The organism is Dyella sp. C11, from assembly GCF_003121485.1.
Taxonomy (GTDB): Bacteria; Pseudomonadota; Gammaproteobacteria; order Xanthomonadales; family Rhodanobacteraceae; genus Dyella.
The window spans coordinates 101619-128207 of the sequence record NZ_QAVX01000010.1 but is presented as its reverse complement, the minus strand read 5'-3'; the positions used below and the strand labels follow the sequence as shown (position 1 = coordinate 128207).

The window sequence follows — 26589 nt, the reverse complement described above, 5'->3', positions numbered from 1 at the left end:
TTTTCCCGAGTGTCGCCCATGAGCAAGATCGACTTCAGCGCCTACCCCGACGAACACGGGCGCTTTGGCAACTACGGTGGCAGCTATGGCGCCGAAACCCTGATGGCGCCACTGGCCGAACTCACCGAGGCCTACCTGCGCCTGCGCAAGGACCCCGAATTCATTGCCGAGCTGGATCGCGACCTGACGTACTACGTGGGCCGCCCCAGCCCCGTGTACTACGCCGAGCGCCTGAGCCAGCACGTGGGTGGCGCGCGCATCCTGCTGAAGCGCGAGGATTTGAACCATACCGGCGCGCACAAGATCAACAACACCATCGGCCAGGCGCTGGTGGCCAAGCGCATGGGCAAGCCGCGCATCATCGCGGAAACCGGCGCGGGCCAGCACGGCGTGGCCAGCGCCACGGTGGCTTCGCGTTTCGGTCTGAAGTGCGTGGTCTACATGGGCGCGGTGGATATCGAGCGCCAGAAGATCAACGTCTACCGCATGAAGCTGCTTGGCGCGGAAGTGGTGCCGGTGACCTCGGGCTCGAAGACCCTGAAGGACGCGCTCAACGAAGCGATGCGCGACTGGGTCACCAACGTGGCCGACACGTTCTACATCATCGGCACCGTGGCAGGCCCGCATCCGTATCCGCTGATGGTGCGTGACTTCAATGCCATCGTCGGTCGCGAGGCACGCGTGCAGGTGCAGGAACAGTTTGGTCGCTTGCCCGATGTCATCACCGCGTGCGTCGGCGGCGGCTCCAATGCCATCGGTTTGTTCCATGCGTTCCTCAACGACGAAGGCGTGCGCATCGTGGGTGCGGAAGCGGCGGGCGAGGGCATTGCCACGGGACATCACGCGGCATCGCTGGCGGCCGGTCGCCCGGGTGTGCTGCACGGCAATCGCACGTATGTGTTGTGCGACGACAACGGGCAGATCACCGAAACGCATTCCGTGTCAGCGGGGCTCGACTATCCGGGCGTGGGTCCGGAGCACGCGTTCCTGAAGGACGCCGGTCGCGCCGAGTACGTCGGTGTCACTGATGACGAAGCGCTGGAAGCCTTCCATTTGCTGGCGCGTACCGAAGGCATTCTCGCCGCGCTGGAATCCAGCCACGCCGTGGCGCAGGCGATCAAGCTGGCGCGCGAATATCCAAAGGATGGCCTGGTGCTATGCAACCTGTCCGGTCGCGGTGACAAGGACGTGCACACCATTGCTGCCCGCGAAGGAGTGCAGGTATGAGCCGCATCGATCGCCGCTTCGCCCAACTGAACTCCGCCGGCCGCACGGGCCTCATTCCGTTCGTCACGGCGGGTGATCCGTCGCCGCAGCACGCCGTGGCACTCATGCATGCGCTGGTCGACGCCGGTGCCGACGTGATCGAGCTGGGCGTGCCGTTTTCCGACCCCATGGCCGATGGCCCCGTGATCCAGCATGCGAGTGAGCGCGCCATTGAAAAGGGCGTGGGATTGCTCGATGTACTCGGCTGGGTGAAGCAGTTCCGCGCGCGCGATGCGGACACGCCCATCGTGCTGATGGGTTACCTCAATCCCATCGAGATCCACGGCTACGAACGCTTCGCTGGCGAAGCCGTGGAGGCCGGCGTGGATGGCGTGCTGCTGGTGGATTGCCCGCTGGAGGAATCCGCCGTGCTGGCGCCTTTGCGCAAGGCCGGGCTGCAGCAAATCCTGCTGGCGGCACCCACCACCGCACCCGCGCGTATGGTGCAGTTGTGCGGGTCGGCCGAGGGTTTCCTGTACTATGTCTCGTTCGCTGGCATTACCGGTGCGGCGCGATTGAGCACAGGCGACATCGCGACGCGCGTGGCCGATATCCGGTCCAGGTCGAAAGCGCCGGTGGCCGTTGGGTTTGGTGTACGCGATGCGCAATCGGCCAAGGCCATTGCGGATTTCGCGGATGCCGTGGTGATCGGCAGCGCGCTCGTGGAGCGCCTGGCCGGTGCGGAAAGTGTCGATGACATCACCGCGCGGGCGAAGGAGTTTCTGGCGCCCATCCGCGCCGCGCTGGATGCGCATTGAGGACACGTCGCGTTTCATGACGCGGCGTCGCGTCATGAACGTTTGAGGTGTTGCGATGAATTGGCTCCAGAAAATCATGACTCCCCGTGCCCGCACGGAAGCCACCGGTAACGCCGGCAAGGGCAAAGTGCCCGAAGGCGTCTGGGAGAAGTGCGGCGGTTGCGGCACGGTGCTTTACCGTCCGGAGCTGGAACGCAACCTGATGGTCTGCCCCAAGTGCGGACACCACCACAACATCGAGGCGCGCGCGCGCCTGGAAACGTTGCTGGATCCCAACTCCACCCAGGAACTGTGGGCCAGCATGGAGCCGAGCGATCCGCTCAAGTTCCGCGACACCAAGAAGTACCGCGATCGCATCATTGCTGCGCAGAAATCCACCGGCGAGAAAGATGCGCTGATCGCGATGAGCGGTCGCCTGAAGGGTCGCCCGCTGATGGCCGTGGCCTTCGAGTTCAGCTACATGGGCGGCTCGATGGGCTCGGTGGTCGGCGAGAAGTTCACGCGTGCGGCCGAACGCGCACTGGCCGATCGCAGTGCACTGGTGTGCTTCTCCGCTACCGGCGGTGCGCGCATGCAGGAGTCGCTGTTCTCGCTGATGCAGATGGCCAAGACGTCCGCGGCGCTGGCGCGCATGCGCGATGCCGGCGTGCCGTACATCAGCGTGCTGACGCACCCGACCACGGGTGGTGTGTCGGCAAGCCTTGGCATGCTGGGCGACATCAACGTGGCCGAGCCGAAGGCACTGATCGGTTTTGCCGGTCCGCGCGTGATCGAGCAGACCGTGCGCGAGACGTTGCCGGAAGGCTTCCAGCGCTCGGAATTCCTGGTCGAGCACGGCGCCATCGACTTGATCGTCGACCGCCGCGAAATGCGCGACAAGCTGGCTGACCTGCTGGGCATCATGATGAAGGCTCCGCAAGTCGCCTGATCGGAATTCGCACATGCATGATGAAGACAGCGCCTCCGGGCGCTGTTTTTTTATGCGCGAAGTTCTCCACAGCTCATGTGGATGCAGCTTGGAAAAGCTTGTGGATAGGTGTGCTATCCCACTGATGTCAAAGAGGGCGCGACGTGCTGGTGTGCAAATGCGCAACCGTCGTGCGTGGACATCACGCCCCGATTGAAATGGCACCGATGCGCATGCGATGAAATCAATGGCGCGTTCTTTCCGATGCGACGCTGCCTGTTTTCCACAGCACGTGTGGATTTCCCACGCATAACCCTGTGGACAAGCACGATATCGGCCTTTGTCGACAGACACTTGCTACGTGCTGCTGATTTACTGATCAGCACATCGATGTTTTCCACAGCGCTTGTGGATGCGAAAGGCGCAAACCTGTGGAAAAGTGCCCTAACGTTCTGTCGCGCAAGGTGATCGCGACATCGTGATCACTTCTTGCCCAGCGTTGCAGGCAAGTGCTCGCCCCATGTTTTCCACAGCCAATGTGGACGCGTGCGGGAAAAGCTTGTGGATAGGTGTTCTATCTCACTGATGTCAAAGCAACCACGACACGCTGCTGCACAAATGTGCAGCGCGTATCAGGCAAGCAGCGCGTGGAACGGCAGCAGCCACAGCGACAGCGCGCCGAGTGCGCCGCCGATGGCGGTGGCAGCAATGACATCGCTCGGATAGTGCAGCCCCAGGATCACGCGCGAAGCAGCCACCAATCCGGTGAACGCGAGCAGCAGCGGTGCAAGCAGCGGATACCAGGCAAGCGCGACGACGGTGAAGCTCACCGCCTGCAGTGTGTGCCCCGAGGGGAAGCTGAATTCGTCCAGCGGCGGCACATGCGCGATCACGCCGGGGCAGGCGCGGAACGGGCGAGGGCGACGCGTCCAGCGCTTGAGCAGGCGGTAAAGCAGCAGGGCGGTGAGGCCGGTGATCGCCATCTGCGACGCGGCAAACAGGCCGCGCCGTCCATCGACGAGCGCAAGCACGGCCATCAGCGAATACCAGAACACACCATCGCCAAGACGGCTGATGATGCCGAAAAAGACACCGACAGCGCGGCGTGTGCCCCAGCGATTCGCCGCCACGCACATGCGGCGGTCAATGGCGAAACGCGGGCCCGTGCGAAGGTCAGGCGTGTGCAGCGGCGGCATGGTGCTCATGCGTGTTCTCCTCGGCCAGTTTACGCAGCAGGTTTTCGAACTCGTTGATCACAGCGTCCGGTGAAAGGTTGGCGATGCTCGCGTGTGCGGCACGCCCCATGTGGCGGATCAGGCTGGCGTTGGACGCCAGCAGCACGGTGGAATCGATGAAGGCCTTTTCATTGCCGGCATCGATGCGATAACCGTTCTGGCCGGTGTGCAGGTGCTCGCGCGCCGCACCTTCTTCGTAGGCCACCACCGGCAGGCCGGAAGACAGCGCTTCGAGGATCACGTTGCCGAAGGTTTCGCTGAGGCTGGGAAACGGGAACAGATCCGCGCTGGCGTAGTGCTGTGCGAGCGCGTCGCCGCGCTGCATGCCGGCGAAGATGAAATCGGGATTGGCTTCCTGCAGCGCAGCGCGTGCCGGGCCATCGCCCACCCACACGTACTTCGCGTTCGGCACCTGCTGCTGCGCGGCGCGGAAGGCGCGCACGGCGAGATCAAGGTTCTTTTCCGGTGCGATGCGGCCCACATAGAGGATCACCGGCGTGTTGCCGTCCACGCCCCAGGATTCACGCATGGCCACGCTGCGATGGCGGGGATGAAACAGGCGCGTATCCACCGCACGGCGCAGCAGTTTTGCGGTGTCCACGCCCAGCGCGGTGAGCTCGGCGGCGAGTGCTTCCGTAGGCACCAGCGTTGCCGCCGCGCGCTGGTGGAAGTTGCGCAGATAGTTGCGCACCACGGGTGTGAGGAACCCGACGCCGTAGTGATCGGCATACGCATCGAAGCGTGTGTGGAAACCCGTGGCGGTAGGAATGCCCATGCGCCTGGCCGTGCGAACGGCCGACCAGCCCAGCGGGCCTTCGGTCGCCACGTAGATGACGTCCGGACGCAGCCGCGACCAGCGCTTGCGCAGCGCACCGCCGGCGGGAAGGCCGAAACGCAGGCCGGGATAGCGGGGAAGCGAGGCGCCACGTACTTCAAGCGTCACGATGCCGGGCTCGTCCTTGAAGGGTTGCTTCTGGCGGGGACGAATAAGGTCGACCGTGTGCCCGTGCGACGCGAGTCCGGCGGCGAGGCTATGAACGGTCAGTGCCACGCCGTTGATTTCGGGTGGATACGTTTCGCTGACAATGCCGATGCGCACTAGGACATACCGTTTGCTGGCCCGGCGTAGGTTCCTCCGGCGGCGTTGCGGGTCCGTGGCGTATGTATGACGCGTGCGTGACGGTGGTAACAGTCGCAGGCATGCCCAGGCGACTTGCACGCCTTCGCGGGTACACTCGGGAAACTTGTCATTGCGGAGAAACGTCGATGAAGCGCTTTCTGCTTGCTGTAGCACTCGCCGGCCTGACGGGCGGCGTCATGGCCGCCGATGCCCCGGGCCTGCCTGTCACCAAGGCACCGGCAGGCGCCGAGGTCTACATCATTTCACCCAAGGATGGCGCCATCGTCGGCCAGGAAGTCACCGTGCAGTTCGGCCTCAAGGGCATGGGCGTGGCACCGGCAGGCGTGAAGAAGGACGGCACCGGCCATCACCACCTGCTGGTGGACGTGAAGGACCTTCCGGCCGCCGGCCAGCCCATTCCGAAGGACGACCAGCACCTGCACTTCGGCAACGGCCAGACCGAAACCACGCTGAAGCTGGCGCCGGGCAAGCACACCCTGCAGCTCGAGCTGGCTGACGAGAACCACATCCCGTTCGATCCGGCGATCGTGTCCAAGCCGATCACCATTACCGTGAAGTGATATCGATGGGGCGCCGGGCCGACGCTCAGCGCCCCAGGAACACCGACACGCCCAGGCTGACCATCCACAGCTCGGCGTGTCCTGCAATGCGTGCACGCACGCCACCGTCGAGCTGTACGCGGCGATTCACCTGCCAGGCCACGCCGGTGCCTGCCTCGGTGCCGCTGCGCTCGCCGGTCTCATGCACCTGCGCGAGTTCCACATAACCCACCGTGGCCTTGTTGAGCACGTGACTTTCGTTGACGGCGAGCGTGGTCTGGCCGTCGCTGCCTTGCCGGGTCTGTTCCAGGTAGGCACCTACGCCGTCGTTGTCCGTGACCTGCCAGTTGAGGTCGAAGCCGAGCAGGTACTGGCGCTGGTCGTTGCGCACCTCGCGCGCGCCGTCGGTGAATTCCACGCTGCCAAGGAAGCCCCCCGTCACCTTGGCATCGGAGGGGTTGGGGGCAAACTTGAGGGCGAGGATCGTGTCGCCATGGCCCTGGCCCCATGTATCAAGACCCGGTCCGGTGGTGTGGATGGCGTTGAAGGGTGACGTGCCGAGCTGGGCTTCGAAAGGGCCGCCCAGGCCCACGCGTATCAGGCTGTCGGTGGTGTACTGGGATTGCATCTGGCCGCCGCCCAAGTTGTCGCGCGTCCAGGTGGGCAGGCCTTGTTCGATGGTCACGTCGCCAGGGCGCAGCACCACGGGCGTGAAGCCCAGTCCCGGGCGGTCGTAGCCGGGGTTGGTGTTGTCGTCGTCCGCCAGGGCAGGGCGCGCGCCGATGGCGCAGCCCAGTGCGGCCGCAAAAACGGCCCAGCGCAGCGCCGTGTGCGTCCTTGGTCGGTTCTTGCCACCGTATCGGCTAAAATTCCGCACTTCCTTATCGTCCCCGTTCAAGCAGCCCATGACCGTCCGCACCCGTTTCGCTCCCAGTCCCACCGGTTTCCTGCATATCGGCGGCGCCCGCACGGCGCTGTACTGCTGGCTGGAGGCGCGTCGCCGTGGCGGCGAATTCGTGCTGCGCATCGAGGACACCGACCGCGAGCGCTCCACCGAGGAAGCCGTGCAGGCCATCCTTGATGGCATGAACTGGCTTGGCCTCACGCACGACGAGGGTCCGGTTTACCAGACTGCGCGTCTTGAGCGCTACAAAGAAGTGGCCGACCAGCTGTTGAAGGCTGGCCTGGCGTACTACGCGTATGAGTCCAAGGAAGAGATCGAGGCGATGCGCGAGGCTGCGTATGCCAAGGGCGAAAAGCCCCGCTACAACGGCTATTACCGCGACCGCAACGAGCCCTACCGCGATGATCCGAACCGCGTCATGCGCTTCAAGAATCCGCTGGAAGGATCGGTGGTGTTCGACGACAAGGTGAAGGGACGCATCGAGTGGGCCAATGCCGAACTCGACGACCTGGTGATCTTCCGTTCCGATGGCTGGCCGACCTACAACTTCGCCGTGGTCGTGGACGACATCGACATGGGCATCACCGAAGTGATCCGCGGCGACGACCACGTGAACAACACGCCCCGCCAGATCAACATCTACAATGCACTCGGCAAGCCCGTGCCGGAGTTCGCGCACCTGCCGATGATCCTTGGCCCCGATGGCCAGAAGCTCAGCAAGCGCCACGGCGCGGTGAGCGTGATGCAGTACCGCGACGACGGCTTCCTGCCGCACGCGCTGCTCAACTATCTCGTGCGCCTTGGCTGGTCGCATGGCGACCAGGAAATCTTCTCCGAAGAGGAGATGGTCAAGCTGTTCGACGTGTCCGACGTCAACAAGGCGGCCTCGCGCTTCGACGTCACCAAGCTGTCGTGGCTCAACCAGCATTACCTCAAGACGGAAGAGCCCACGGTCATCGCACCGGAATTCGAGTGGCACCTCACGCAGGCCGGCATCGACTTCAGCAAGGGACCGAACCCGGCCGACGTCATCGTCGCGCTGCGCGATCGCGTGCAGACGCTGAAGGAAATGGCCGAGCGCGCCAAGATCTGGTACGGCCCGATCACCGAATGGGACGACAAGGCCGTCGCGAAGCATCTGCAGAACGACAGCGCCATCGCCGTGCTCGAAGAGGCCAAAGGCCTGATCGCGAATGTCGAGTGGAAGCCCGAACCGATCCACGGCGTGATCGAGCAGGTCGCCGCCAAGCTGGAGCTGGGCATGGGCAAGATCGCGCAGCCGCTGCGCGTGGCCATGACCGGCACGCAGGTGTCGCCGTCGATCGATCACACCATCTACCTGGCCGGCCGCGACGAGGCGCTCAAGCGCATCGACGACGCCATCGCCAAGGCGAAGGGCTGATCATTCCTTCCATGCGCGGCCACCACTGAACCGCCATGGACGAATTGCTCGCCAAGGCCACGCAAGGCGTCGATCCGGATTCGCCCGGCGCCTTCCTGCACATCTTCATGAACCTCATGGGGCTGGTGCCCTGGGGCGCATTGTTCTGGTGGAGCGTGTTCTTCCTGGCGGTTGGCGCGCTGGTGGGCTGGTGGCGCGGGCGCACGGTGGAAGGCATCGTGTGGGCCGCCGTGCTCGGGCCCATCGGCTGGATCGTCGTGTTCATGAAGCCGCGCCCCAGTGTGCCGCCACCGTTGCCGCGCCGGCGCTGAACAGATGCTTGCGATGGCTTGTCGCAGGCCTCACATAAGCGTCGGTGTATGATGGCTTCCGAGGTGAATCCGTTGAGCCATACCGCTGACAAATCGCACGCGCACCACCACCATGATCACGACGACGCGCAAAGCTTCGTTCGTGCGGTGGAGCATGCCAGCGAAGAACGTGGCTTGCGGCTCACCCCGTTGCGCAAGGAAGTGCTCGAACTGGTCGCCGCCGCGGGCAAGCCCGTGAAGGCGTACGACCTGCTCGACCAGCTGCGCGAACGCCATGGCAACGCCGCGCCACCCACGGTGTATCGCGCGCTCGACTTCCTGCTCGAGCACGGCTTCATCCACAAGCTGGAATCCATCAACGCGTTCGTCTCCTGCCATCACCCGGCCGAGGCGCACCAGGTGCCTTTCCTCATCTGCGACAACTGCTCCAGCGCGCAGGAAGTGTGCGACGAGCGCGTGGCCGAGCTGATTGAGGCCCAGGCCAAGTCGTTCGGATTCCGCCCCCAGGCGCAGACGCTGGAAGTGCACGGCCTCTGCAAGAACTGCCGCAACAGCTGACCGCCCGCCGATCTGAACGGCCCGGGCAGGGCAGGCTTGCGTTCGTGGCGTTATAATGTAACATGCGTCGAACTGGCCGCCCCGGCCTGGCATGTGCTCCGCTCCGCTCCGGTCCCCGATCCGATGGATGCTCCCCGACAGAACAAGAACCGCTGGTGGTCCCTGGCTGACAGGGTAGGCGCAACCGCGTCTTTCCTCTGCGCCATCCACTGCGCTGCGCTTCCCTTCGTGCTGGCATTGCTGCCGTTTTTCGGCCTGGGTTTTCTCGCCGATCACGCGTTCGAGCGCGGCTTTGTCATGTTCGCCTGCGCGCTGGCCCTGATCAGCCTGATCAGCGGCTATCGCCACCACCATCGTCCGTTGCCCCTGTTGCTCGCCTTGCCCGGGCTTGCGCTGCTCATCATTGGCGTCACCTTCGCCGAGAAGTATTCCGTGGGCCTGCACAGCGTGCTGGTGACATGCGGTGGCCTGCTTGTGGCGGGCGCGCATTTCGTCAACCTGCGCACGCACCGTGCGATGCACGTGCACGGCCCCCAGTGTGCGCACTGACATCGCGGCGATTGCCGTCGTGATTGTGTAACGGGCTGGGTGATTCCTAGCATTCGCGCCATGAGTTCCACGCACGCGCACTCCCACGATCATCACGGCCATGACCACGACCACGGTCATGCGCACGGCCACGACCATTCGCACGCCAACGTCAGCGGCAAGGAAAAGAAGCTGATTTTTGCCTTCGTGCTCACCACGCTGATGATGGTGGTGGAGATGGTCGGCGGTTTCTGGTCGGGTTCGCTCGCGCTGGTTGCCGACGGCGGCCACATGTTGATCGATGCGTTGGCGTTGCTGCTTGCCATCGCCGGCGCATGGTTTGCGCGCCGGCCGGCGGATGCCCGACGCACGTATGGCTATGGCCGCCTGGAAGTCCTGGCCGGTTTCGTCAATGCGCTCACCCAGTTCGTGCTGGTCGCCTTCATTGCGTATGAAGCGGTGACGCGGCTGTTCGAACCCACGCACATTCTTTCCGGGATGATGCTGGTCGTCGCGCTGGTCGGCCTGGTGGTGAACCTGCTGGTGCTGAGCACGCTGCACGGGCATGCCCACGATGACGTGAACCTCGCAGGTGCCACATTGCATGTGATCGGTGACCTGCTGGGTTCCGTCGCCGCCGTGGTGGCCGCATTGCTGGTGCGCTGGATGGGCTGGAACTGGGCCGACCCGGTGCTCTCGCTGCTGGTGTCGCTGCTGATACTCAACAGCGCGTGGCGCCTGTTGCGCCGTTCCTCGCACATTCTGCTGGAAGGCGTGCCCGAGGGCATGAATACCGATGATGTCGCGCAGGCGCTGCGCGGTGCGGATGCCTCCATCCGCGATGTGCACCACCTGCATGTGTGGCAGCTGGCTTCGGGCTCGCGCATGGCGACCTTGCACGCCGAGCTACACGACGGGGCGAGCAGCGGCACGGCGATCCGGGCGATCAACCAGCTGCTGGCGGAGCGTTTCAGCATCCAGCACGTCACGGTGCAGATCGAGTCCGAACCCTGCCCGGACGAGATGCGCGATTGCGCCGGGCCCGGTTGCCGCTGACTATTGCGCTTTGGGCGGTCGCTGATACGATGAACGGCCGTGTTCACCCCAACGAATCAAGGAGTTCCCCATGGGTAAGGGCGATCGTAGGACCCGTCGTGGCAAGACTTACCGTGGCAGCTACGGCAACAGCCGCTTGCACTCGCTGCAGCCGGCCGTCGCTGGCAAGTCGACCGTGACCAAGCCGGCTGCCGCCAAGAAGGCCGCGCCGAAGAAGAAGTCGGCCTAAGCCGCCTGACGCTTCGAAGAAAAACCCCGCTCCGGCGGGGTTTTTTTATGGATGGGATCAGCCTGCCGGGGATGACTCGGCGCCGCCGACAAACACCTTGCGCAGGGCATGCGTGCCGCCGATCCAGTAGCACAGCTCGGCCGGCTGGTTCAGGTTCCAGACGGCGAGATCCGCCCGCTTGCCGGCTTCCAGCGTGCCACGGTCAGTGAGACCCAAAGCCTTCGCTGCGTTGACGGTGACACCGCGCAACGCTTCCTCCGGTGTGAGACGGAACAGCGTGCACGCCATGCCGGCGGCCAGCCGCAGCGAAAGCAGCGGCGAGGTGCCCGGGTTGCAGTCGGTGGCTACGGCCATGGCCACGCCGTGCTCGCGCAATCCGGCGATGGGCGGAAGTTTCGTCTCGCGCAAAGCGTAGAACGCGCCGGGCAGCAACACGGCGACGGTGCCGGCAGCGGCCATGGCGCGAATGCCGTTGTCGCTGAGGTATTCCAGGTGATCGGCGGACAAACCGCCATGACGCGCCACCAGTGCCGCGCCATCGAGATCCGACAGCTGCTCGGCATGCAGCTTTACCGGCAAGCCCAGTTGCGCGGCCTTGTCGAACACGCGGCTCGTTTCGGCGTAGGTGAATCCGATGTTCTCGCAGAAGGCGTCCACCGCATCGACCAGCCCTTCGGCCGCCAGGGCGGGGAGCATCACGTCGCACACCAGGGTGACGTAGTCGTCGCAGTTGTCGCGGTATTCCGGCGGCAGTGCATGCAGGCCAAGGAACGTGGTGCGCACGGTGATGCCCAGCGCCTTGCCAAGTCGCCGCGCGACGCGAAGCATGCGGCGCTCGGTGTCCAGATCCAGCCCGTAGCCGGATTTGATTTCCAGCGTGGTGACGCCGTCGGCCATCAATGCGTGTGCGCGCGGCAAGGCTTGTGCGAACAACTCGTCTTCACCGGCGGCGCGCGTGGCTTTCACCGTGGAGACGATGCCACCGCCAGCGCGCGCGATCTCTTCGTAGGTCGCACCGTTTAGCCGCATGTCGAATTCATGCGCGCGATTGCCACCGAACACGAGATGCGTGTGGCAATCGACCAAACCCGGCGTCACGACGGCACCAGCCAGATCCTCGACGTGGGAAGCCAGCGACGCGGGATCGCCGGGCAAAGCATCCTGTGGCCCGACCCACGCGACAAGACCGTCATGCAGGGCGACGGCGCCACGTTCGATCAAGCCATACGGCGCATCGCCGGCAAACGTGGCGAGTGTGGCGTTGGTGAGCAGGTGATCCCAGCGTGGCGTCATGAAGGTCGATGATCAGGTGAGGAGGCAGCAGCATCCGGTGCATCGCTGGCCGGCGGAATCGGCGTGGCCGGATCTTCCACCATCGGGCGTTCGGCGACGGTTTCGTCGGCGTCGCCATGTTCGGCGGCGCGACGGGCGAGTTCGGCCTCATAGCCTTCGATGAGTTTGTCGCCCAGCGCGCGGTAAACAGGCTTGCGCGAGAGCAGGGCCGACATCGCGCGTGCCAGCAGGCAGGTGGCCATGATGGGCAACACCATCTGCTGGTTGTCGGTGAGCTCCATGGAAATCACGGTCGCCGTAAGCGGTGCCTGCGTGACGCCAGCCAGATAACCCGCCATCGCCAGCAGCACGACGGCCGACGTGTCGACACCGGGAAGCATGGCACTGAGGTTGTTGCCCAGACCCGCACCCACCGCCAGGGCAGGCGAGAAGATGCCACCGGGAATGCCCGCCCAATACGAAGCGATGTTGCCGAAGAACTTCAGCACGCCGACGCTCATGACGGTGTCGGAATGGCCTTGCAGGATGTCCTTGGCCTGCGCGTAACCCGTGCCGTAGAGGCCGGTGTGCGTGAGCTGGCTCAAGAGCACCAGCGCCAGGCCGCAAGCTGCGGCGAAGGCCACCGGCTGGCGCGCGCGCATTCGGCCCACGAAGCCGCGGAAACCCGTGTCACTCGGCAGAATCAGCCGCGCGAACAGGCCGCCGGCCAGCCCGCACACGATGCCGGTGGCCAGCACGGCCCACCATGCCTTGCCCAGCGGCAGGCCGATGTCGAAATGACCGAAGTACGCGTAGTTGCCAAGGATGCCCAGCGACACCAGGCCTGCGACGAAAACGGCGGTGAGCAGGATGCCGCTCATGCGGTGCTCGAACGAGCCGCTCATTTCCTCGATGGCGAACACGATGCCGGCGAGTGGCGTGTTGAACGCGGCAGCGAGGCCCGCTGCCGCGCCGGCCAGGATGAAGCGCCCAGCAGCGGCGGGTTCGGCGAAGCCGAAGCGGCGACCGAGCGTGTAGAGCAGGCCCGCACCCACGTGCACCGTGGGTCCTTCGCGTCCCACCGATGCACCGCCCAACAGCGCGGCGAGCGTCAACGCCATCTTGCCCACGGCGATGCGCAACGACAGCAGGCTTTGCCGGAAACCTTCGTCTTCAACCTTGAGTGCGGCAATGGCCTGAGGAATGCCCGAGCCACGCGTGGGCTTGAGCACGCCACTGGTGAGCCAGGCGAGCACGGCGAAGATGGTGGGCGTGATCAGGAACGCCCAGAAACGGTTGTGATCGACCACGCGACGAAACACATCCGACGCCCAGTCCGCCGCCTGGGCAAAGCCGATGGCAGCCAGGCCCACCAGCACCGCGCCGCCCCAGAACAGCACACGGCGGCGCCATTGCACGGGCGAGAACAGGTCCGAATCGGTCAGCTCCTGGAAACGTCCTGCCATCTTTTTCGCCGGGTTGGGATGCTCGTCTTGAGGACCACTCACGAGGAAGCCTCGGACTTGCGGGTCCAGCGCGTTTCGTAGAGATCGAAGCGACGGTCCTTGAGGTTCTGTACCGCGCCGGCGTTGCGTGCGCGTGCCAGGCTTTCAAGGTGAAGGTCGGCGAACAGCACGGTTTCGATGTTCGGCGTGGAGTCGGCCGCAATGCCGTCGCGCGCGAACGGGAAGTCGCTGGGCGTGAGGATGCAGCTCTGCCCGTATTGAATGTCGAAATTGTTCACGCCGGGAAGATTGCCCACGTTGCCGGAAAGTACGACGTAACACTGATTCTCGATGGCGCGCGCCTGCGAGCAGTAACGCACGCGCAGATAGCCTTCGCGCACGTCCGTGCAGAACGGCACGAACAGGATCAATGCGCCCTGGTCGGTGAGATGACGCGCGACTTCGGGGAATTCGGAGTCGTAGCAGATCATCACGCCGATGGGTCCGCAGTCGGTCTGGATGGTGGCTGCGGTGTCGCCACCGGTAATGCTCCACACCGTGCGCTCGCTGGGCGTGGGGTGGATCTTTTCCTGCTCGTGGATCGAACCGTCGCGCAGGCACACGTAGCAGACATTGTGGATGTCGCCGTTGGCCTGCTCGGTGGGATGCGAACCTGCGATGATGTTGATGTTGTAGTGCACCGCCAGCCGGCTGAAGAGTTCCTTCACCTGCGGCGTGTACTGGCTGAGCTTGCGGATGGATTCGACCGGCGAGAGTTCCTCGTTCTCGATCGACAGCAGCTGCAGCGTGATCAGCTCGGGGAAGGTGACGAAGTCCGCGTTGTAATCCGCCGCGATGTCGGTGAAGTACTCCACCTGCGTGGCGAATTCGTCAAAGGAACGGATGCGTCGCTGCTGGTATTGCACGGACGCCACGCGCACCAGGTCGGGCAAACGCTGCGTCGAGGGGATCGACGGAATGTCCGGATGATCCAGCAGTTGCGGATTGCGCCACACCAGGTGCGCGGCATAACCCAGCGATTCATAGTCCGAAGGCACATAGCCGCGCAGCAGGCCGATCACTTCGAATTCGTTGCTGAGCTGGAAGCTCAGCGTGGGATCGCGGCGCTTGCCTTCGGCCACCGCCTGCACATACGCATCAGCGCTGCCATAGCGGTGCAGGTTGCGCGCCAGTCCCGGCATGCGGCCGCCGAAGACGATGCCGCGCAGCTTCAGGTCGGTGCACACGCGCTTGCGCGCCTGGTACAGGCGCTGGCCGATGCGCATGTTGCGGTAGTCCGGGTGCACCACCACTTCCATGCCGTAGAGCCAGTTGCCGTCGCGGCGATGGCGCGAGGCCATGCCGCCGCCGGTAATCTGCATCCACGTATGCGGCGCCAGCGCGGCTGCCTCGTCGATGCGGAAGGTGGCGCAATAGCCGACGACCTTGCCTTCGTACTCCACCACGAACTGGCCTTCGGGAAAGTGCGTTTGCTGTGAGCGCAGCATTTCCGCCGAATGCCCCCACTCGGGGGTGTAGACGCGTGCGGTGAGGTCGACCAGTGCGGGCACATCGGCGGGCTTGGCCTGCCGGACCAGCAGCTTCGGAGTGTGTTCCTGATTTTTCTTGGCCATTTCCACATTATGCCGCACGGATGTGAACGGGGCGGCGTGGCGTTGGCTTCATGGCAACGCATGGCGGTTAAACTCGTGGCTTGTCCCCCAGGAGCCGCCCCATGGCTGCCACCATTCCCACCCGCTATACCGCCGACCGTCTGTGGACACCGCAAGGCTGGACGCAGGATGCACAGCTGGAAGTCGACGACGGGGGCGCGGTGCGAAACGTGGGGCAGGGCGAGGGCGAGCGCCTCGGTCGATGGGTGGTGCCAGGCATGCCCAACCTGCATTCGCATGCATTCCAGCGCGCGATGGCCGGTCTTGCCGAACGCAAGGGCAAAAGTGACGACAGCTTCTGGACCTGGCGCGAAACCATGTATGCATTCGCCGCCACCGTGGGGCCGGATGAATTGCAGGCCATTGCCGCGCAGCTCTACGTGGAGATGTTGAAGAGCGGCTACACGCAGGTGTGCGAATTCCACTACCTGCATCACCAGCCCGATGGCACGCCTTACGCCCAGCCGGAAGCCATGTCGCTTGCCCTGATCGAGGCAGCGCGCGAAACCGGTATCGCACTCACCCTGTTGCCGGTGCTGTACATGACGGGCGGCTTCGATGGGCGCCCGCTCACGCCGCGCCAGCGTCGCTTCGGGCACGACGTGGATGCGTACTTGCGTTTGCTTGAAACCTTGCGCGCGCACGAAGGCGACAAGCTGCGCGTGGGGATCGCCCTGCATTCGCTGCGTGCGGTGCCGGAGGACGCATTGCGCCAGGTGCTCGCCGTCGACGGACCGCGAGGCGGACCCATTCATATCCACATCGCCGAGCAGATCGGCGAAGTGCAGGATTGCCTCGCTACGCGTGGTGCCCGACCCGTGGAGTGGCTGTTCGATCACGCACCCGTGGACAAGCGCTGGACCCTGGTGCACGCCACGCATCTGAGCGAGAAGGAAGTGGCGCAGATCGCACGCAGTGGTGCCGTTGCCGGCCTGTGTCCCACCACGGAAGCGAACCTGGGTGATGGCCTGTTTCCGCTGGCGGATTTCATCGACGCGAACGGCACGCTGGGTATCGGTTCCGATTCCCACATTTCCGTATCGCCCGTGGAAGAGTTGCGCTGGCTCGAATACGGCCAGCGGCTATCCACGCGCCACCGAAACATTGCGTCCCGTCATCAGGGCGACAGCGTGGGCGAAACGCTGTGGCGCGCGGCATTGCGTGGCGGCGCTCAGGCATCGGGACTACCCATCGGCGAACTGCGTGCACAGTCACGGGCGGATTTGCTGGTGCTGGATGATCGCGCACCGCTGCTCGCCGCACGCGACGAGCGCTCGCTGATCGACAGCTTCCTGTTTGCCGGCAACGTTCCGTTGGTGCGCGATGTCATGGTGGGTGGCGAATGGGCGGTGCGCGGTTTCACGCACCGCGACGAAGACCGTATTGCCGCACGCTATCGCACCGTGATGGAAAAGCTCGCGCGGCAGCACTGAAGCGCAAGCGTGCCGTCAGCATGAATGGCAGCTGCGATTTGCATGAATCGCAGCCATCGGTTTCCGGCGATGTCGTCGACCAACATCCAGCGCCAGCGTTTTCCGGGTCAAGTCCACCCGAAGGAGAATGCCCATGCGTCGACTCATGCTGATCGGTCTCGGCCTCGCCGTCATGTTCAGCGCGAGCCTGTCACTCACTGGCTGCGTGGTGGTTGCACCGCGGCCGCACTATGCCGCACGCGTCTGGGTGCCGGCCTATTACAGCGGCGGCGTGTACGTATCCGGTCACTGGCATTCCTGATGCGTTGTCAGACGGTGACAGCGACAACGGTGCCCTGTGCAATGGCGCATAGCATTTCCGCGCCGTCCTCGTCGACGGCGATCACATCGCACAGGCACACCGCCTGACGCTTTCCCTTTCCCTTGGCGTGGGCTCGCGCGATCAGGCGCGAGCCTTTCGCCGGCCTGAGGTAATTGATCTTGTACTCGGACGTAAGCGCATCGCCACCCAGCGCGAGCCCGCCCGCGAACGTGATCGCGTTGTCGGCGAGATAACTCAACACGCCCCCGTGCACGAAGCCGTGCTGTTGCTTGAGATGATCGACGATGGCCAGGTGGATCTCCGCATGTCCGGGGCCGCATGCGGCGAGCGTCGCACCGATGAAGCGGCTGAAGGGCTGCGCGTCGAACACCTGCCGGGCAAAGGCCTGCATGTCGTCCATGGGAACTCCGTGCAAATCGATCAGGAAAGGCTGGCGATGTGCTGGCGCATGTGTTCGATGAAGACGCGCAGCTTGGGCGGAACCTGCAGCCTGCTGGGATAGTAGAGATAGATGCCGTCGAACGGCGGCAGCCAGTCGTCGAGCACGCGTTCCAGCCGTCCATCCGCCAGCGCGTCGGTCACCGAGATTTCCAGCATGTACATCAGGGCGATGCCATCGAGGGCGGCGCGGATGGACAGCGCCGGATCGTTGGTGGTGATGGGGCCGTCCACATCCAGCTCAAACCACTGGCCCTTTGACTTGCCGGTAGGTTGCGCAAACTCCCAGCGATAGATGGCGTGGCTGCCCAGCCGAAAGCGCACGCAGTCGTGGTGGGCCAGGTCGCGTGGCTCGCCGGGTCGTCCGTGGCGGGCGAAATAGGCCGGTGAGCCTGCCACCACGGCACGCTGTCGCCCGCCCAGCGGGATGGCCACCATGTCGCGCGCCAGTCGCTCGCCCAGCCGGATGCCGGCGTCGAAGCCTTCGGTGATGAGGTCCGTCAGCCGGTTTTCGACGTGAATGTCGAGCCGCACGTCGGGCCATGCCTGCATGAAGGAAGCAAGGCAGGGTGCAATCAGGTGATCCAGCACCATTTGCGGCAACGCGATGCGCAGGGTGCCGGCCGGGCGATCGCCGTGCTGGCGCATGGCCTCGATGGCCTCATCGATGTCGTTGAGTGCGGGCGAGATGCGTTCCAGGAACGTCTGGCCGGCTTCCGTCAGGCCAACCCGCCGCGTGGTGCGGTGGAGCAGGCGCACGCCCACGTGGTCCTCCAGCTGGCGCAGCGTCTGGCTGAGCGCGGAGGCGGTGACTTCCAGCTCCGCCGCAGCACGGGTAAAGCTCCCGTGGCGGGCAATCAGGCGAAAGGCACGCAGGGCGGTGGTGTGATCCATTGATTAGCCGTGCTTAATAAAGCATGCACAAGATGCGGATTTTTCCGAGTAATGGCAAGGAGCAGACTTCACCCATCCGCTCCACTCATCCATCTACGGGAGTTCGCCATGTCACTCGACACCTATTACACCCTCGGCCGTTCCGGCCTTCGCGTCAGCCGCCTTGCCCTGGGCACCATGACCTTTGGTGACAACTGGGGTTGGGGCGCAGCAGAGGACACCGCCCGCGCCATGTTCGACCGCTACCTGGAAGCCGGCGGCAACTTCATCGACACCGCCGATCTCTATACCGACGGCGCCAGCGAAGAACTGCTGGGCAAGTTCGTCGAAGCCAGCGGCACGCGCGACCGCGTGGTGCTGTCCACCAAGTTCACCTACAACGGCCAGCCCGGCAATCCCAACTCAGGCGGCAACGGCCGCAAGAACATCATGCGCGCGGTGGACGCGTCGCTGCGCCGGCTGCGCACGGACTACATCGACCTCTACATCCTGCACACGTGGGATCGCCTTACGCCGGCCGAAGAGGTGATGCGCACGTTCGATGACCTGGTTCGCGCGGGCAAGATCCGCTATGCCGGCCTGTCCGATGTGCCCGCGTGGTACGCCTCGCGCGCGCAGACCTTTGCCGAGGCGCACGCGCTCACGCCGCTGGTGAACCTGCAGTTGGAATACTCGCTGGCGGAGCGTCATATCGAGCATGAATTCGTGCCGATGGCGACCGAGCTGGGCATGGGCATCACGGCATGGAGCCCGTTGGCAATGGGCCTGCTGTCGGGCAAGTACAAGCCCAGCGAGACCGGTGGCGAAGGCGAGGGCCGCCTGCAGAAGATCGCCGGCATGCCTGGCTTTGACCGCTTCACCGAGCGCAACTGGACTATCGTCGCCGCACTCGAAGAGGTCGCCGTGGCGATGGGCAAGCCGATGGCGCAGGTGGCGCTCAACTGGGTGGCCACGCAGCCGGGCATCGCTTCCGTGATCATCGGTGCGAGCAAGCTGGTGCAGCTGGATGACAACCTGGCCGCGCTGGCTTTCGATATTCCCGCCGAGCTTCGCGCTCGCCTGGACCAGGCAAGCGCACTGGAGCCGACGTTCCCGTACTGGTTCTTCGGCGACGTGCAGCAGTCGCGCATTCATGGCGGCGTGGCGGTGGGCAGCAAGCCCAGCAGCTACGCGCCGCCGGTCTTCGTGCCTGCGCTGCAGCAGGCTGGCTTCAAGACCGACTGATCCATGTGGAAGGGAGCCCGCCCTGCCAACGACAGGTAAGGGCGGGGGCCTGCCGTCGCGGGCAGGGCGAGCTCCTGACCACCAAAAAAGAACGGCGCCGGCATGCAGGCCGGCGCCGTGTTTCTTGCCTGCGCCCGAAGGCGCCGTTGTTGCTTATGACGTCGTCCGAACTATTACTGGGCCGAGCTGGAGCCGGCCGGGTGCGTGGCCTTGAACTGTTCCCACTGCTGGTGACGGGCTTCACGCTGGGCCTTCAGCGTGGCCAGCTGGGACTGCTGCGCCGGGGTCAGGATGGCGTAGACCTGGGCGCGGATGGCGGCACGCTGTTGCACGCGGGCCGTCATCGCGGCGCCTTCGGCCTGGGCAAGGGCGGTAGCCGCAGCCTGGTAACCCGAAGCGTTCGGGGCCATCTGTTCGAAGGCTTCACGCTGCTGGTGCAGCGCCTCGCGCTGGGCCTTACCCTGCGAGAAGGAGGTCTGCATGATCTGCTTGATGCTGGCCTTCTGCGAATCGCTCAGGTTCAGCTTGCTGTACGCCTCAAACGCGCCGTGGCCATGACCGTGGCCGCCGTGCGGGCCGCCGTCTTGCGCGGAAGCGATGGCGAACGGAGCGAGGGCAACAGCGGAAGCGAGCACCAGAGCGAGAGAGATGTTCTTGCGCATGGGGATTACCTGTGTCGTTGTGGAGTGGTCTTGCGTGGTGCCTATTTGACGACAGCGCTATGTGTATGTTCTTTGCGGGAAGGTAAAGAAGGGTAAAGCCGGTGGAGACCGCCTTTGTGCCCCGATTGAATGGTCACCTCGCAAGAAATCATTCCCCCGCACATGCCCAGAATCCTCATTGTTGACGACGACCGCGCGCTGGCAGAGCTGCTGGCCGAATACCTGCAGCGCGAAGGCTTTGTGGTGGACGTGGCGCATGACAGCGACAGCGGCCTCGCCCAGCTTCACAATCCCTCCACACGACCGGACCTGCTCATCCTCGACGTGATGATGCCGGGCCGCGACGGCCTGGAAACCCTGCGCGAAGTGCGGCTCAAGCATCGCTTGCCGGTGATCATGCTGTCGGCCAAGGGAGAACCGGTGGATCGCGTGATCGGGCTGGAGCTGGGTGCCGATGACTACCTCACCAAACCCTGCCTGCCGCGCGAGCTGCTGGCCCGCGTGCGCGCGCAGTTGCGCCGCAATGCGCCGGTCAGCGCAGGCACCTTGCAGGTGGGTGTGTTGCGGCTGGAGCCCGGCGAACGTCGTGCTTATGTCGGGGAGCAGGAACTCACGCTCACCGGCGCGGAATTCCAGTTGCTGCTGGCATTGGCGCAACGCACGGGTGAACTGGTGGACAAGGCTACGTTGACGCGCATGGCGCTGGGGCGTGAACTGGAGCGCTTCGATCGCAGCATCGACGTTCATGTGAGCCGTCTGCGCCATAAGCTGGCGGAAGCCTCGCCACAGGCGCCGCGCATCGACTCCGTGCGTGGTGCGGGCTACAGCCTTGTGGCGGGTGGCGCGTGAGTCCCTTCAAGAGTTCGCTCTACTGGCGCGTGCTGATCAGCTTCTGCGCCGCCAACCTGCTGGCGCTGGGACTGGGCATCTTTCTCACGCAGAGCTTCATCGAATACAGCACGGCGGTGGAGATCAACTGGTCCGCGCTCGCGCAGGGGGCTGACCAGGCCTACGAAGCGGGTGGTTCCGCGTCGCTCACCGAGTGGTCGCTGCAGCAGCGCCGCGAAGGCATCGAGGCGACGCTGTATGAAAACGGCCAGGCGCTGTCGCCCATGCGCATGCCGCCGTCGGTGCAGGAATCGCTGCACACCTGGCTCGATGAAAAGCGCGACGTGGTGCTTCAGCCGTGGCCCAACCTTTATCTCGCCGTGCAGCAGGTGCAGGGCAGTGACGGTCATACACGCCAATTGGTGGCGCTGAGCCGCACGCATTCGCGACTGCGCCAGCAGACGCGACAGACCATCTTCCTCGCCATCCAGGGTGGCCTGTCGCTGCTGTTCATCGGCTTCGTCGGCTGGTGGGTAGCGCGCAGCGTGGCCAAGCCGGTGGAGGCAATCAGTCGCGCCACACGGCGCATGGCATCGGGGGAACTGTCCGCGCGTGTGGATCTGCCAGGACGGCGTGCACCTGAAGAACTGACCCAGCTCGCCAGCGATTTCGACGCGATGGCCGAACGCATCGGCGCGCTGATCGCGCACGATCGCAGCGTGCTGCAGGATCTCTCGCACGAATTGCGTTCGCCGCTCGCACGCCTGCATCTGATTCTCGACCTTGCCCAGCGCAGCGCGACGCCGGAAGAGGCTGCGCGTTACTTCCTGCAGGCCGAGCAGGAAATCGGCCGCCTCGACACCATGACCGGCGAGATGCTCGCGCTGTCGCGGCTGGAAGGCGGCATTCCCGGTGTGAATCGCGAGCCGGTGGACGTCGCCGAGCTGCTGCGCGAATGCGTGCGCCGCGCCGATGTGGAAGCAGGCGCGCGCCACATTGCGCTGAACCTCGCCGATGGCGGCGCGGCGATTGTCTCGGGCAACGCACTGTTGCTGGAGCGTGCATTCGACAACCTCATCGCCAACGCCATCAAGTTCAGTCCACAGGGCGGTCGCGTTGATCTCGCTGCGGAAACGACGGACGGCAAGGTCGATGTGTCGGTACGCGACAACGGTCCGGGTGTGCCCGAAGGCGAGCTGGGTTCACTGTTCCGCCCCTTGTTTCGCGGCACCAATGCGTCGCGCGCCGACGGTCACGGCCTTGGCCTGGCCATTGTGCAGCGTGTGGTGAAAGCGCACGGCGGCGACATCCACGCCGAGAATGCCGACGGCGGCGGCCTGCTCGTGCGTTTGCAGTTGCCGCTGGCGCCCCAGGGCTGATTGAGCCGGGCCATCGCCGCAGATGGCCTTCGAAAACGCCCGCGTGTCTGCGACACTCGATAGCCCGATGTCTTGAACAGGCTGCCTGGCATGCGCTCCAACGCTGTCGCCGCGGTGGGACTGGCGCTGTGCGCGGCGCTGTTCTTCACCATGACCTACGTGCTCAACCGCAGCCTTGTCGCTGGTGGGGGCCACTGGGCGTGGGCGGTGATTCTTCGCTACTTGATCACGTTGCCGTTGTTGACCGTGGCGTTGCCGTGGCAGGGCGGCCTTGGCGAGCTGCCGCAGGAACTGCGTCGTTATCCACGCACATGGCTGCTGTGGAGCGCCGTGGGCTTCGTCCTGTTCGGCCTGCCATTGACCTGGGCGGCGAATAGCGGGCCGTCGTGGCTGGTGGCAGGCAGCTTCCAGACCACGGTGTTGGCAGGACCGTTGCTGGCGCCCTTCATCTATCGCGACGCGCGCAGGCACCTGGCATGGCGCAGCGTGGCCATTGGCGTATTGATCGTGGCGGGCGTGTTTTCGCTGCAATGGGGCCACGCACAAGGGCAGTTGCGCACCAGCGACTGGCTGGCCATGGCGGCGGTGGTGTTTTCCGCGTTCATGTATCCCCTCGGCAATCGCATGGTGTTGTTGCACCTGGAGAGCAGTGGTGCGCGCATCGGGGCCACGCAGCGCGTGTTCGGCATGACGCTGTGCAGCTGGCCGCTGTGGCTGGTGCTGGCCGCGGTGACCTGGGGGAGGGTGGGGCCGCCGGGATGGCGCGAAATCCTGTTGGCGGGTGGTGTTGCGTTGTCGTCGGGCGTCATCGCCACGGTGCTGTTCTTCCGCGCCACCGACATGGTTCGCACCGAACCGACGGCCCTCGCCGCGGTGGAAGCCATGCAGGCCGCGGAACTGCTGTTTGCCACCGTGATTGGCGCGACCTTGCTGGGCGAATCCTGGCCGCACGGTTTTTCTGCGCTGGGCGCATTGATGATCGTGGTGGGCATTGCGCTGTTTGGCTGGGTAAGTGGCCGATCCGCAGCGGGACATGTGGAAGAAGTGCGCACGCTGCGCACCGACCGCGGCGCCTGACGCGCACTGCTGCCCCTTTCGGAACTTGCCCCTTTCCATCCCGTCGGGTTAAACACGCTGCTTCGGCGGCGCAAGAGCCGGCTTTTCGGCTATATGGGGGGGACATGGGGCATCGGAACAGTGCTGGGATCGTGGCGGGTGCGGTGCTGGGCGCGGCATTCGTCGGATATGCGCAAACGCCCCTCTCCCAACAACCGTTGCGCTGGAGCGCCGATGCGCTTGGCAACCATCGCTATCTCGTCAAGGTTGATGCGGCTGCGCCCGCCGTGCGCGTGGTGATTCCGTGGCGTCGCCGCGATGCCCACCCGGAAAACGTGGCAGTGGTTGTCGCCGCGCCCGACGGCGCCGCCGTCGCCAATGTGTTGCGCGGGCATATCGACCAGGCCAGCGGCGAGCTGGTGTTCGAAGCGAAGCCGGCCGGCACCTACGCGATCTACTACCAGCCCTATCTCAGCAAGGGACGCAGCAACTATCCCACCGTGACCTACGCCGCACCGAAAGACACGGCCGAGGCGAGCTGGGCGAAGAAGACAGGCGATGCGAAACACTGGTCGCACCTGCCGCAGGCAACCGTGCTGCGCTATGACGCCGTCGATGATTTCGACGCGTACACCGACATGGAGCGCACCGCAACGCCGGATGAAGTGCAGGCACTGCTGGCGAAGCATCCTTCCGACGCATGGCTGCTGTTCCCGGAAACGCGATCCAACCCCGTCCGCATGTTCGATGCGTTGCCTGAGCGTTGGGCAACGCGCGGCCCTGGCGGCGCGTTCAGCGATACGGCCCGGCGTGGCGAGTACCTGAGCTTCCAGATCGGCGCCTGGGCACCGCGTTCGCCGATCAACAATGTTCGCGTGAATTTCAGCGACCTCCACGCCGATGACGGTTCCACGCTGCCTGCCAGTGCGTTGACGTGCTTCAACCTCGGTGGCATCGGCTACGACGCCAAGCCCTTCACGACGCGCGTGGATGTGGCACAGGGCCGTGTGCAGCCATTGTGGATGGGGCTTGACGTGCCCGCTTCCGCGAAGCCCGGCGTGTATCGCGGCGAAGTGACGGTGTCGGCGGATAGCGTCGCCGCACAATCGATCCCCCTGGTGATCACGGTGGGCGACGGTGAAGCCGTTGCGCATGGGGACGACGATCCGTTCAAGCTCACACGCCTGCGCTGGCTCAACTCCACGCTCGCGCAGGATGATTCGGTGGTGAAGCCGCTTACGCCGATTGAAACGCGCGGCGACACGCTGGACATCCTTGGGCGCGAGATCAGGTTGGACAGCAGCGGTCTGCCGCGCCAGATCAGCAGTCGTTTTGACGAGCGCATGACGGGCTTCGCGCCGGCATGGAAACCCATGCTCACTGCGCCCATCCAGCTGATGGTCGAGGACGGCACCGGGTCGCACGCGCTTGCGGGTGCGCATGCTCCGCAAGTCCAGTCGGATGGCCCGGGCAAGGTTCACTGGCAGGTGGCGGCACAGGCCGGTGCGTTGCAGGGCAATGTGGACGCCAGCCTGGAGGCTGACGGCACCCTGGTCTATGCGGTGGCACTGACGGCCAGACAGGATGTGTCGTTGCGCGACATTCGCCTCTCCGTTCCCCTGCAGCGCGATGTCGCGCAATACCAGTTGGGTCTCGGGCGGCAAGGTGATCTCGCGCCGGCGGACTTCAGCTGGACGTGGAACGTGCAGAACAACCAGGACGGCGCGTGGGTGGGTTCGGTCAATGCAGGCCTGGAATTCCATCTGCGCGATGAAAACTATCGGCGTCCACTCAATACCAACTTCTATCACCAGCAACCCTTGCGCATGCCAGTGTCATGGGACAACGGTGGAAAAGGCGGCATCCATCTTCACGGCAGCGGCAAGGCGTATCTCATTGAGGCCTTCAGCGGCCCGCGTCAGATGAAAGCCGGCGAAACGCTGCACTACGACATCGTCATGCGCGTGACGCCGTTCAAGACCATCGATCCGGCGAAACATTTCGCCGAGCGCTTCTTCCACAAGTACGGCGATCTCGACGCCATCAAGGCCGATGGCGCGAATGTAGTGAATATCCATCACGCCACGCCGATCAATCCGTGGATCAACTACCCGTTCCTCGAACCGGCCGCCATGCGCGCTTATGTCGATGCCGCGCATCAGCGTGGCATGCGGGTGAAGATCTACGACACGGTACGTGAAGTCAGCGACCGCGCACCGGAACTGCCGATGCTCGAAAGCCTGGGTCACGAGGTGATCAGCGCGGGCAACGGTGGCGGCTTCTCGTGGTTGCAGGAGCACCTGGACGGTGACTACATCGCCGCGTGGCACGTGCCGGAAAACCGCGATGCTGCCGTCATCAACGCGGGGCAGAGTCGCTGGCACAACTACTATATCGAAGGGCTGGACTGGCTTGCGCGCAACGTGGGCATCGATGGCCTTTACCTCGATGACGTGGCCTACGACCGCACCACCATGAAGCGCGTGCGCAAGGTGCTGCAGGCGCATCGCCCCGATCCATTGATCGACCTGCACTCGGCAAGCCAGTACAACCCGCGCGACGGTTACATCAACAGCGTGCTGCTGTACATGGAGCTGTTCCCGTACATCGATCGACTCTGGTTTGGCGAGGAGTTCGATTACGAAAAGACTTCGCCCACGTATTGGCTCACCGAGATTTCCGGTATTCCCTATGGCCTGATGGGTGAAATGCTGGAACACGACGGCAACCCATGGCGCGGCATGCTGTTCGGCATGACCAATCGCCTCGGCTGGTCGCCGGGCAGTGATCCGCGCGGGCTGTGGACACTGTGGGATGCGTTCGGCATCGAACAGGCCGAGATGATCGGCTGGTGGGTGCACGACACCCCGGTGAAAACGAATCGCGACGACGTGCTCGCGACCAGCTACGTGCGCAAGGGCAGCAAGACGCTGATCGCGCTTGCCTCGTGGGCACCGGACAAGGTGGATGCCAGACTGATGATCGACTGGAAGGCACTTGGCCTGTCGCCCTCGAAAGTGACGTTGCATGCCCCGGCGATCGCGGGCTTCCAGCCGGAAGCCGTGTTCAAGCCAGGCGATGCCATTCCCGTGCAGCCCGGCAAGGGCTGGTTGATCGTGGTGGAGTAAC

26 protein-coding genes are annotated in these 26589 nt (G+C 64.6%); 17 read left to right on the top strand and 9 right to left on the bottom strand.

What is annotated here, in order from left to right:
- The first annotated feature begins 18 nt into the window (after positions 1-18).
- From trpB to accD, 3 genes are read left to right on the top strand one after another with little or no spacing between them, the layout of a single operon-like run.
- Positions 19-1227, top strand: coding sequence for a tryptophan synthase subunit beta (trpB, locus tag DK366_RS11645; protein ID WP_109125721.1), 1209 nt, complete (start codon positions 19-21; stop codon positions 1225-1227).
- A complete protein-coding gene (gene trpA, locus DK366_RS11640) occupies positions 1224-2024 on the top strand; it encodes a tryptophan synthase subunit alpha (protein WP_109125720.1) in 801 nt (266 codons plus the stop codon). The genes trpB and trpA overlap by 4 nt, the downstream gene beginning before the upstream one ends.
- A gap of 55 nt (positions 2025-2079) precedes the next feature.
- On the top strand, positions 2080-2952 hold the full coding sequence (accD, locus tag DK366_RS11635) for an acetyl-CoA carboxylase, carboxyltransferase subunit beta (protein ID WP_109125719.1): 873 nt from the start codon (positions 2080-2082) through the stop codon (positions 2950-2952).
- Positions 2953-3563: 611 nt separating this feature from the next.
- On the opposite strand, the gene DK366_RS11630 is transcribed toward accD, so the two are convergent.
- Positions 3564-4136 carry a phosphatase PAP2 family protein gene (locus DK366_RS11630; protein WP_109125718.1) on the bottom strand — a complete coding sequence of 191 codons (573 nt, stop codon included), beginning with the start codon at positions 4134-4136 and terminating at the stop codon, positions 3564-3566.
- A complete protein-coding gene (locus DK366_RS11625) occupies positions 4105-5265 on the bottom strand; it encodes a glycosyltransferase family 1 protein (RefSeq protein ID WP_109125717.1) in 1161 nt (386 codons plus the stop codon). The genes DK366_RS11630 and DK366_RS11625 overlap by 32 nt, the downstream gene beginning before the upstream one ends.
- A 167-nt stretch (positions 5266-5432) precedes the next feature.
- On the opposite strand from DK366_RS11625, the gene DK366_RS11620 reads away from it, so the two are divergent.
- Positions 5433-5867: a DUF4399 domain-containing protein gene (locus DK366_RS11620; RefSeq protein WP_109125716.1), complete on the top strand. Its 435-nt coding sequence runs from the start codon at positions 5433-5435 to the stop codon at positions 5865-5867.
- Positions 5868-5892: 25 nt separating this feature from the next.
- On the opposite strand, the gene DK366_RS11615 is transcribed toward DK366_RS11620, so the two are convergent.
- On the bottom strand, positions 5893-6723 hold the full coding sequence (locus DK366_RS11615) for a transporter (protein ID WP_232821015.1): 831 nt from the start codon (positions 6721-6723) through the stop codon (positions 5893-5895).
- Positions 6724-6751: 28 nt separating this feature from the next.
- Between DK366_RS11615 and gltX the strand changes: the two genes are divergently transcribed.
- The 6 genes from gltX to DK366_RS11585 all read left to right on the top strand — a co-directional run bounded on the left by gltX (position 6752) and on the right by DK366_RS11585 (position 10834).
- Positions 6752-8152 (top strand): glutamate--tRNA ligase, encoded by a 1401-nt coding sequence (gene gltX, locus DK366_RS11610; protein ID WP_109125715.1) that lies wholly within the window; start codon positions 6752-6754, stop codon positions 8150-8152.
- A gap of 35 nt (positions 8153-8187) precedes the next feature.
- A complete protein-coding gene (locus tag DK366_RS11605) occupies positions 8188-8463 on the top strand; it encodes a hypothetical protein (RefSeq protein ID WP_109125714.1) in 276 nt (91 codons plus the stop codon).
- A gap of 48 nt (positions 8464-8511) precedes the next feature.
- A complete protein-coding gene (locus DK366_RS11600) occupies positions 8512-9021 on the top strand; it encodes a transcriptional repressor (RefSeq protein WP_109125713.1) in 510 nt (169 codons plus the stop codon).
- Positions 9022-9144: 123 nt separating this feature from the next.
- Complete coding sequence (locus DK366_RS11595; protein WP_109125712.1) at positions 9145-9570, top strand: MerC domain-containing protein; 426 nt, start codon at positions 9145-9147, stop codon at positions 9568-9570.
- Between the two features lie 60 nt (positions 9571-9630).
- Positions 9631-10605, top strand: a complete 975-nt coding sequence (locus tag DK366_RS11590; RefSeq protein WP_109125711.1) for a cation diffusion facilitator family transporter — start codon at positions 9631-9633, stop codon at positions 10603-10605.
- Between the two features lie 70 nt (positions 10606-10675).
- The gene (locus DK366_RS11585) at positions 10676-10834 is read left to right on the top strand and encodes a 30S ribosomal protein THX (protein WP_109125710.1); all 159 of its coding nucleotides are present in this window, start codon (positions 10676-10678) and stop codon (positions 10832-10834) included.
- Between the two features lie 57 nt (positions 10835-10891).
- Here the strand turns inward: DK366_RS11585 and hutI are convergent, their stop codons facing one another.
- Genes hutI through DK366_RS11570 form a run of 3 tightly spaced genes read right to left on the bottom strand, consistent with a single transcriptional unit; the run spans position 10892 to position 15185 of the window.
- A complete protein-coding gene (hutI, locus tag DK366_RS11580) occupies positions 10892-12127 on the bottom strand; it encodes an imidazolonepropionase (RefSeq protein WP_109125709.1) in 1236 nt (411 codons plus the stop codon).
- Positions 12124-13572: a chloride channel protein gene (locus tag DK366_RS11575; protein ID WP_109125708.1), complete on the bottom strand. Its 1449-nt coding sequence runs from the start codon at positions 13570-13572 to the stop codon at positions 12124-12126. The genes hutI and DK366_RS11575 overlap by 4 nt, the downstream gene beginning before the upstream one ends.
- Positions 13573-13610: 38 nt before the next feature.
- Positions 13611-15185 (bottom strand): bifunctional GNAT family N-acetyltransferase/carbon-nitrogen hydrolase family protein, encoded by a 1575-nt coding sequence (locus DK366_RS11570; protein WP_109125707.1) that lies wholly within the window; start codon positions 15183-15185, stop codon positions 13611-13613.
- 101 nt (positions 15186-15286) lie between these two features.
- Between DK366_RS11570 and DK366_RS11565 the strand changes: the two genes are divergently transcribed.
- On the top strand, positions 15287-16657 hold the full coding sequence (locus DK366_RS11565; RefSeq protein WP_109125706.1) for a formimidoylglutamate deiminase: 1371 nt from the start codon (positions 15287-15289) through the stop codon (positions 16655-16657).
- A 133-nt stretch (positions 16658-16790) separates the two neighbouring features.
- Positions 16791-16958, top strand: coding sequence for a hypothetical protein (locus tag DK366_RS21210; protein ID WP_157956507.1), 168 nt, complete (start codon positions 16791-16793; stop codon positions 16956-16958).
- Positions 16959-16965: 7 nt separating this feature from the next.
- On the opposite strand, the gene DK366_RS11560 is transcribed toward DK366_RS21210, so the two are convergent.
- Together DK366_RS11560 and DK366_RS11555 are read right to left on the bottom strand one after the other, a co-directional pair.
- Entirely contained in the window at positions 16966-17379 is a 414-nt protein-coding gene (locus tag DK366_RS11560; protein ID WP_109125705.1) for a PaaI family thioesterase, read from the bottom strand.
- Positions 17380-17399: 20 nt separating this feature from the next.
- The gene (locus DK366_RS11555; RefSeq protein WP_109125704.1) at positions 17400-18311 is read right to left on the bottom strand and encodes a LysR family transcriptional regulator; all 912 of its coding nucleotides are present in this window, start codon (positions 18309-18311) and stop codon (positions 17400-17402) included.
- A 108-nt stretch (positions 18312-18419) separates the two neighbouring features.
- Between DK366_RS11555 and DK366_RS11550 the strand changes: the two genes are divergently transcribed.
- Entirely contained in the window at positions 18420-19535 is a 1116-nt protein-coding gene (locus DK366_RS11550; RefSeq protein WP_109125703.1) for an aldo/keto reductase, read from the top strand.
- Between the two features lie 173 nt (positions 19536-19708).
- On the opposite strand, the gene DK366_RS11545 is transcribed toward DK366_RS11550, so the two are convergent.
- Positions 19709-20197 carry a Spy/CpxP family protein refolding chaperone gene (locus tag DK366_RS11545; protein WP_109125702.1) on the bottom strand — a complete coding sequence of 163 codons (489 nt, stop codon included), beginning with the start codon at positions 20195-20197 and terminating at the stop codon, positions 19709-19711.
- Positions 20198-20359: 162 nt separating this feature from the next.
- Here DK366_RS11545 and DK366_RS11540 point away from each other — a divergent pair, with 162 nt between their 5' ends.
- The 4 genes from DK366_RS11540 (at position 20360) to DK366_RS11525 (ending at position 26588) form a co-directional block, all read left to right on the top strand.
- Positions 20360-21046, top strand: coding sequence for a response regulator transcription factor (locus tag DK366_RS11540; protein ID WP_109125753.1), 687 nt, complete (start codon positions 20360-20362; stop codon positions 21044-21046).
- Positions 21043-22404 carry a HAMP domain-containing sensor histidine kinase gene (locus tag DK366_RS11535; protein ID WP_109125701.1) on the top strand — a complete coding sequence of 454 codons (1362 nt, stop codon included), beginning with the start codon at positions 21043-21045 and terminating at the stop codon, positions 22402-22404. Before DK366_RS11540 ends, DK366_RS11535 begins: the two co-directional genes overlap by 4 nt.
- Before the next feature lie 90 nt (positions 22405-22494).
- The gene (locus tag DK366_RS11530) at positions 22495-23481 is read left to right on the top strand and encodes a multidrug resistance efflux transporter family protein (RefSeq protein WP_109125700.1); all 987 of its coding nucleotides are present in this window, start codon (positions 22495-22497) and stop codon (positions 23479-23481) included.
- Positions 23482-23585: 104 nt separating this feature from the next.
- Positions 23586-26588, top strand: coding sequence for a glycoside hydrolase domain-containing protein (locus DK366_RS11525; protein ID WP_109125699.1), 3003 nt, complete (start codon positions 23586-23588; stop codon positions 26586-26588).
- Position 26589: the final 1 nt, after the last annotated feature.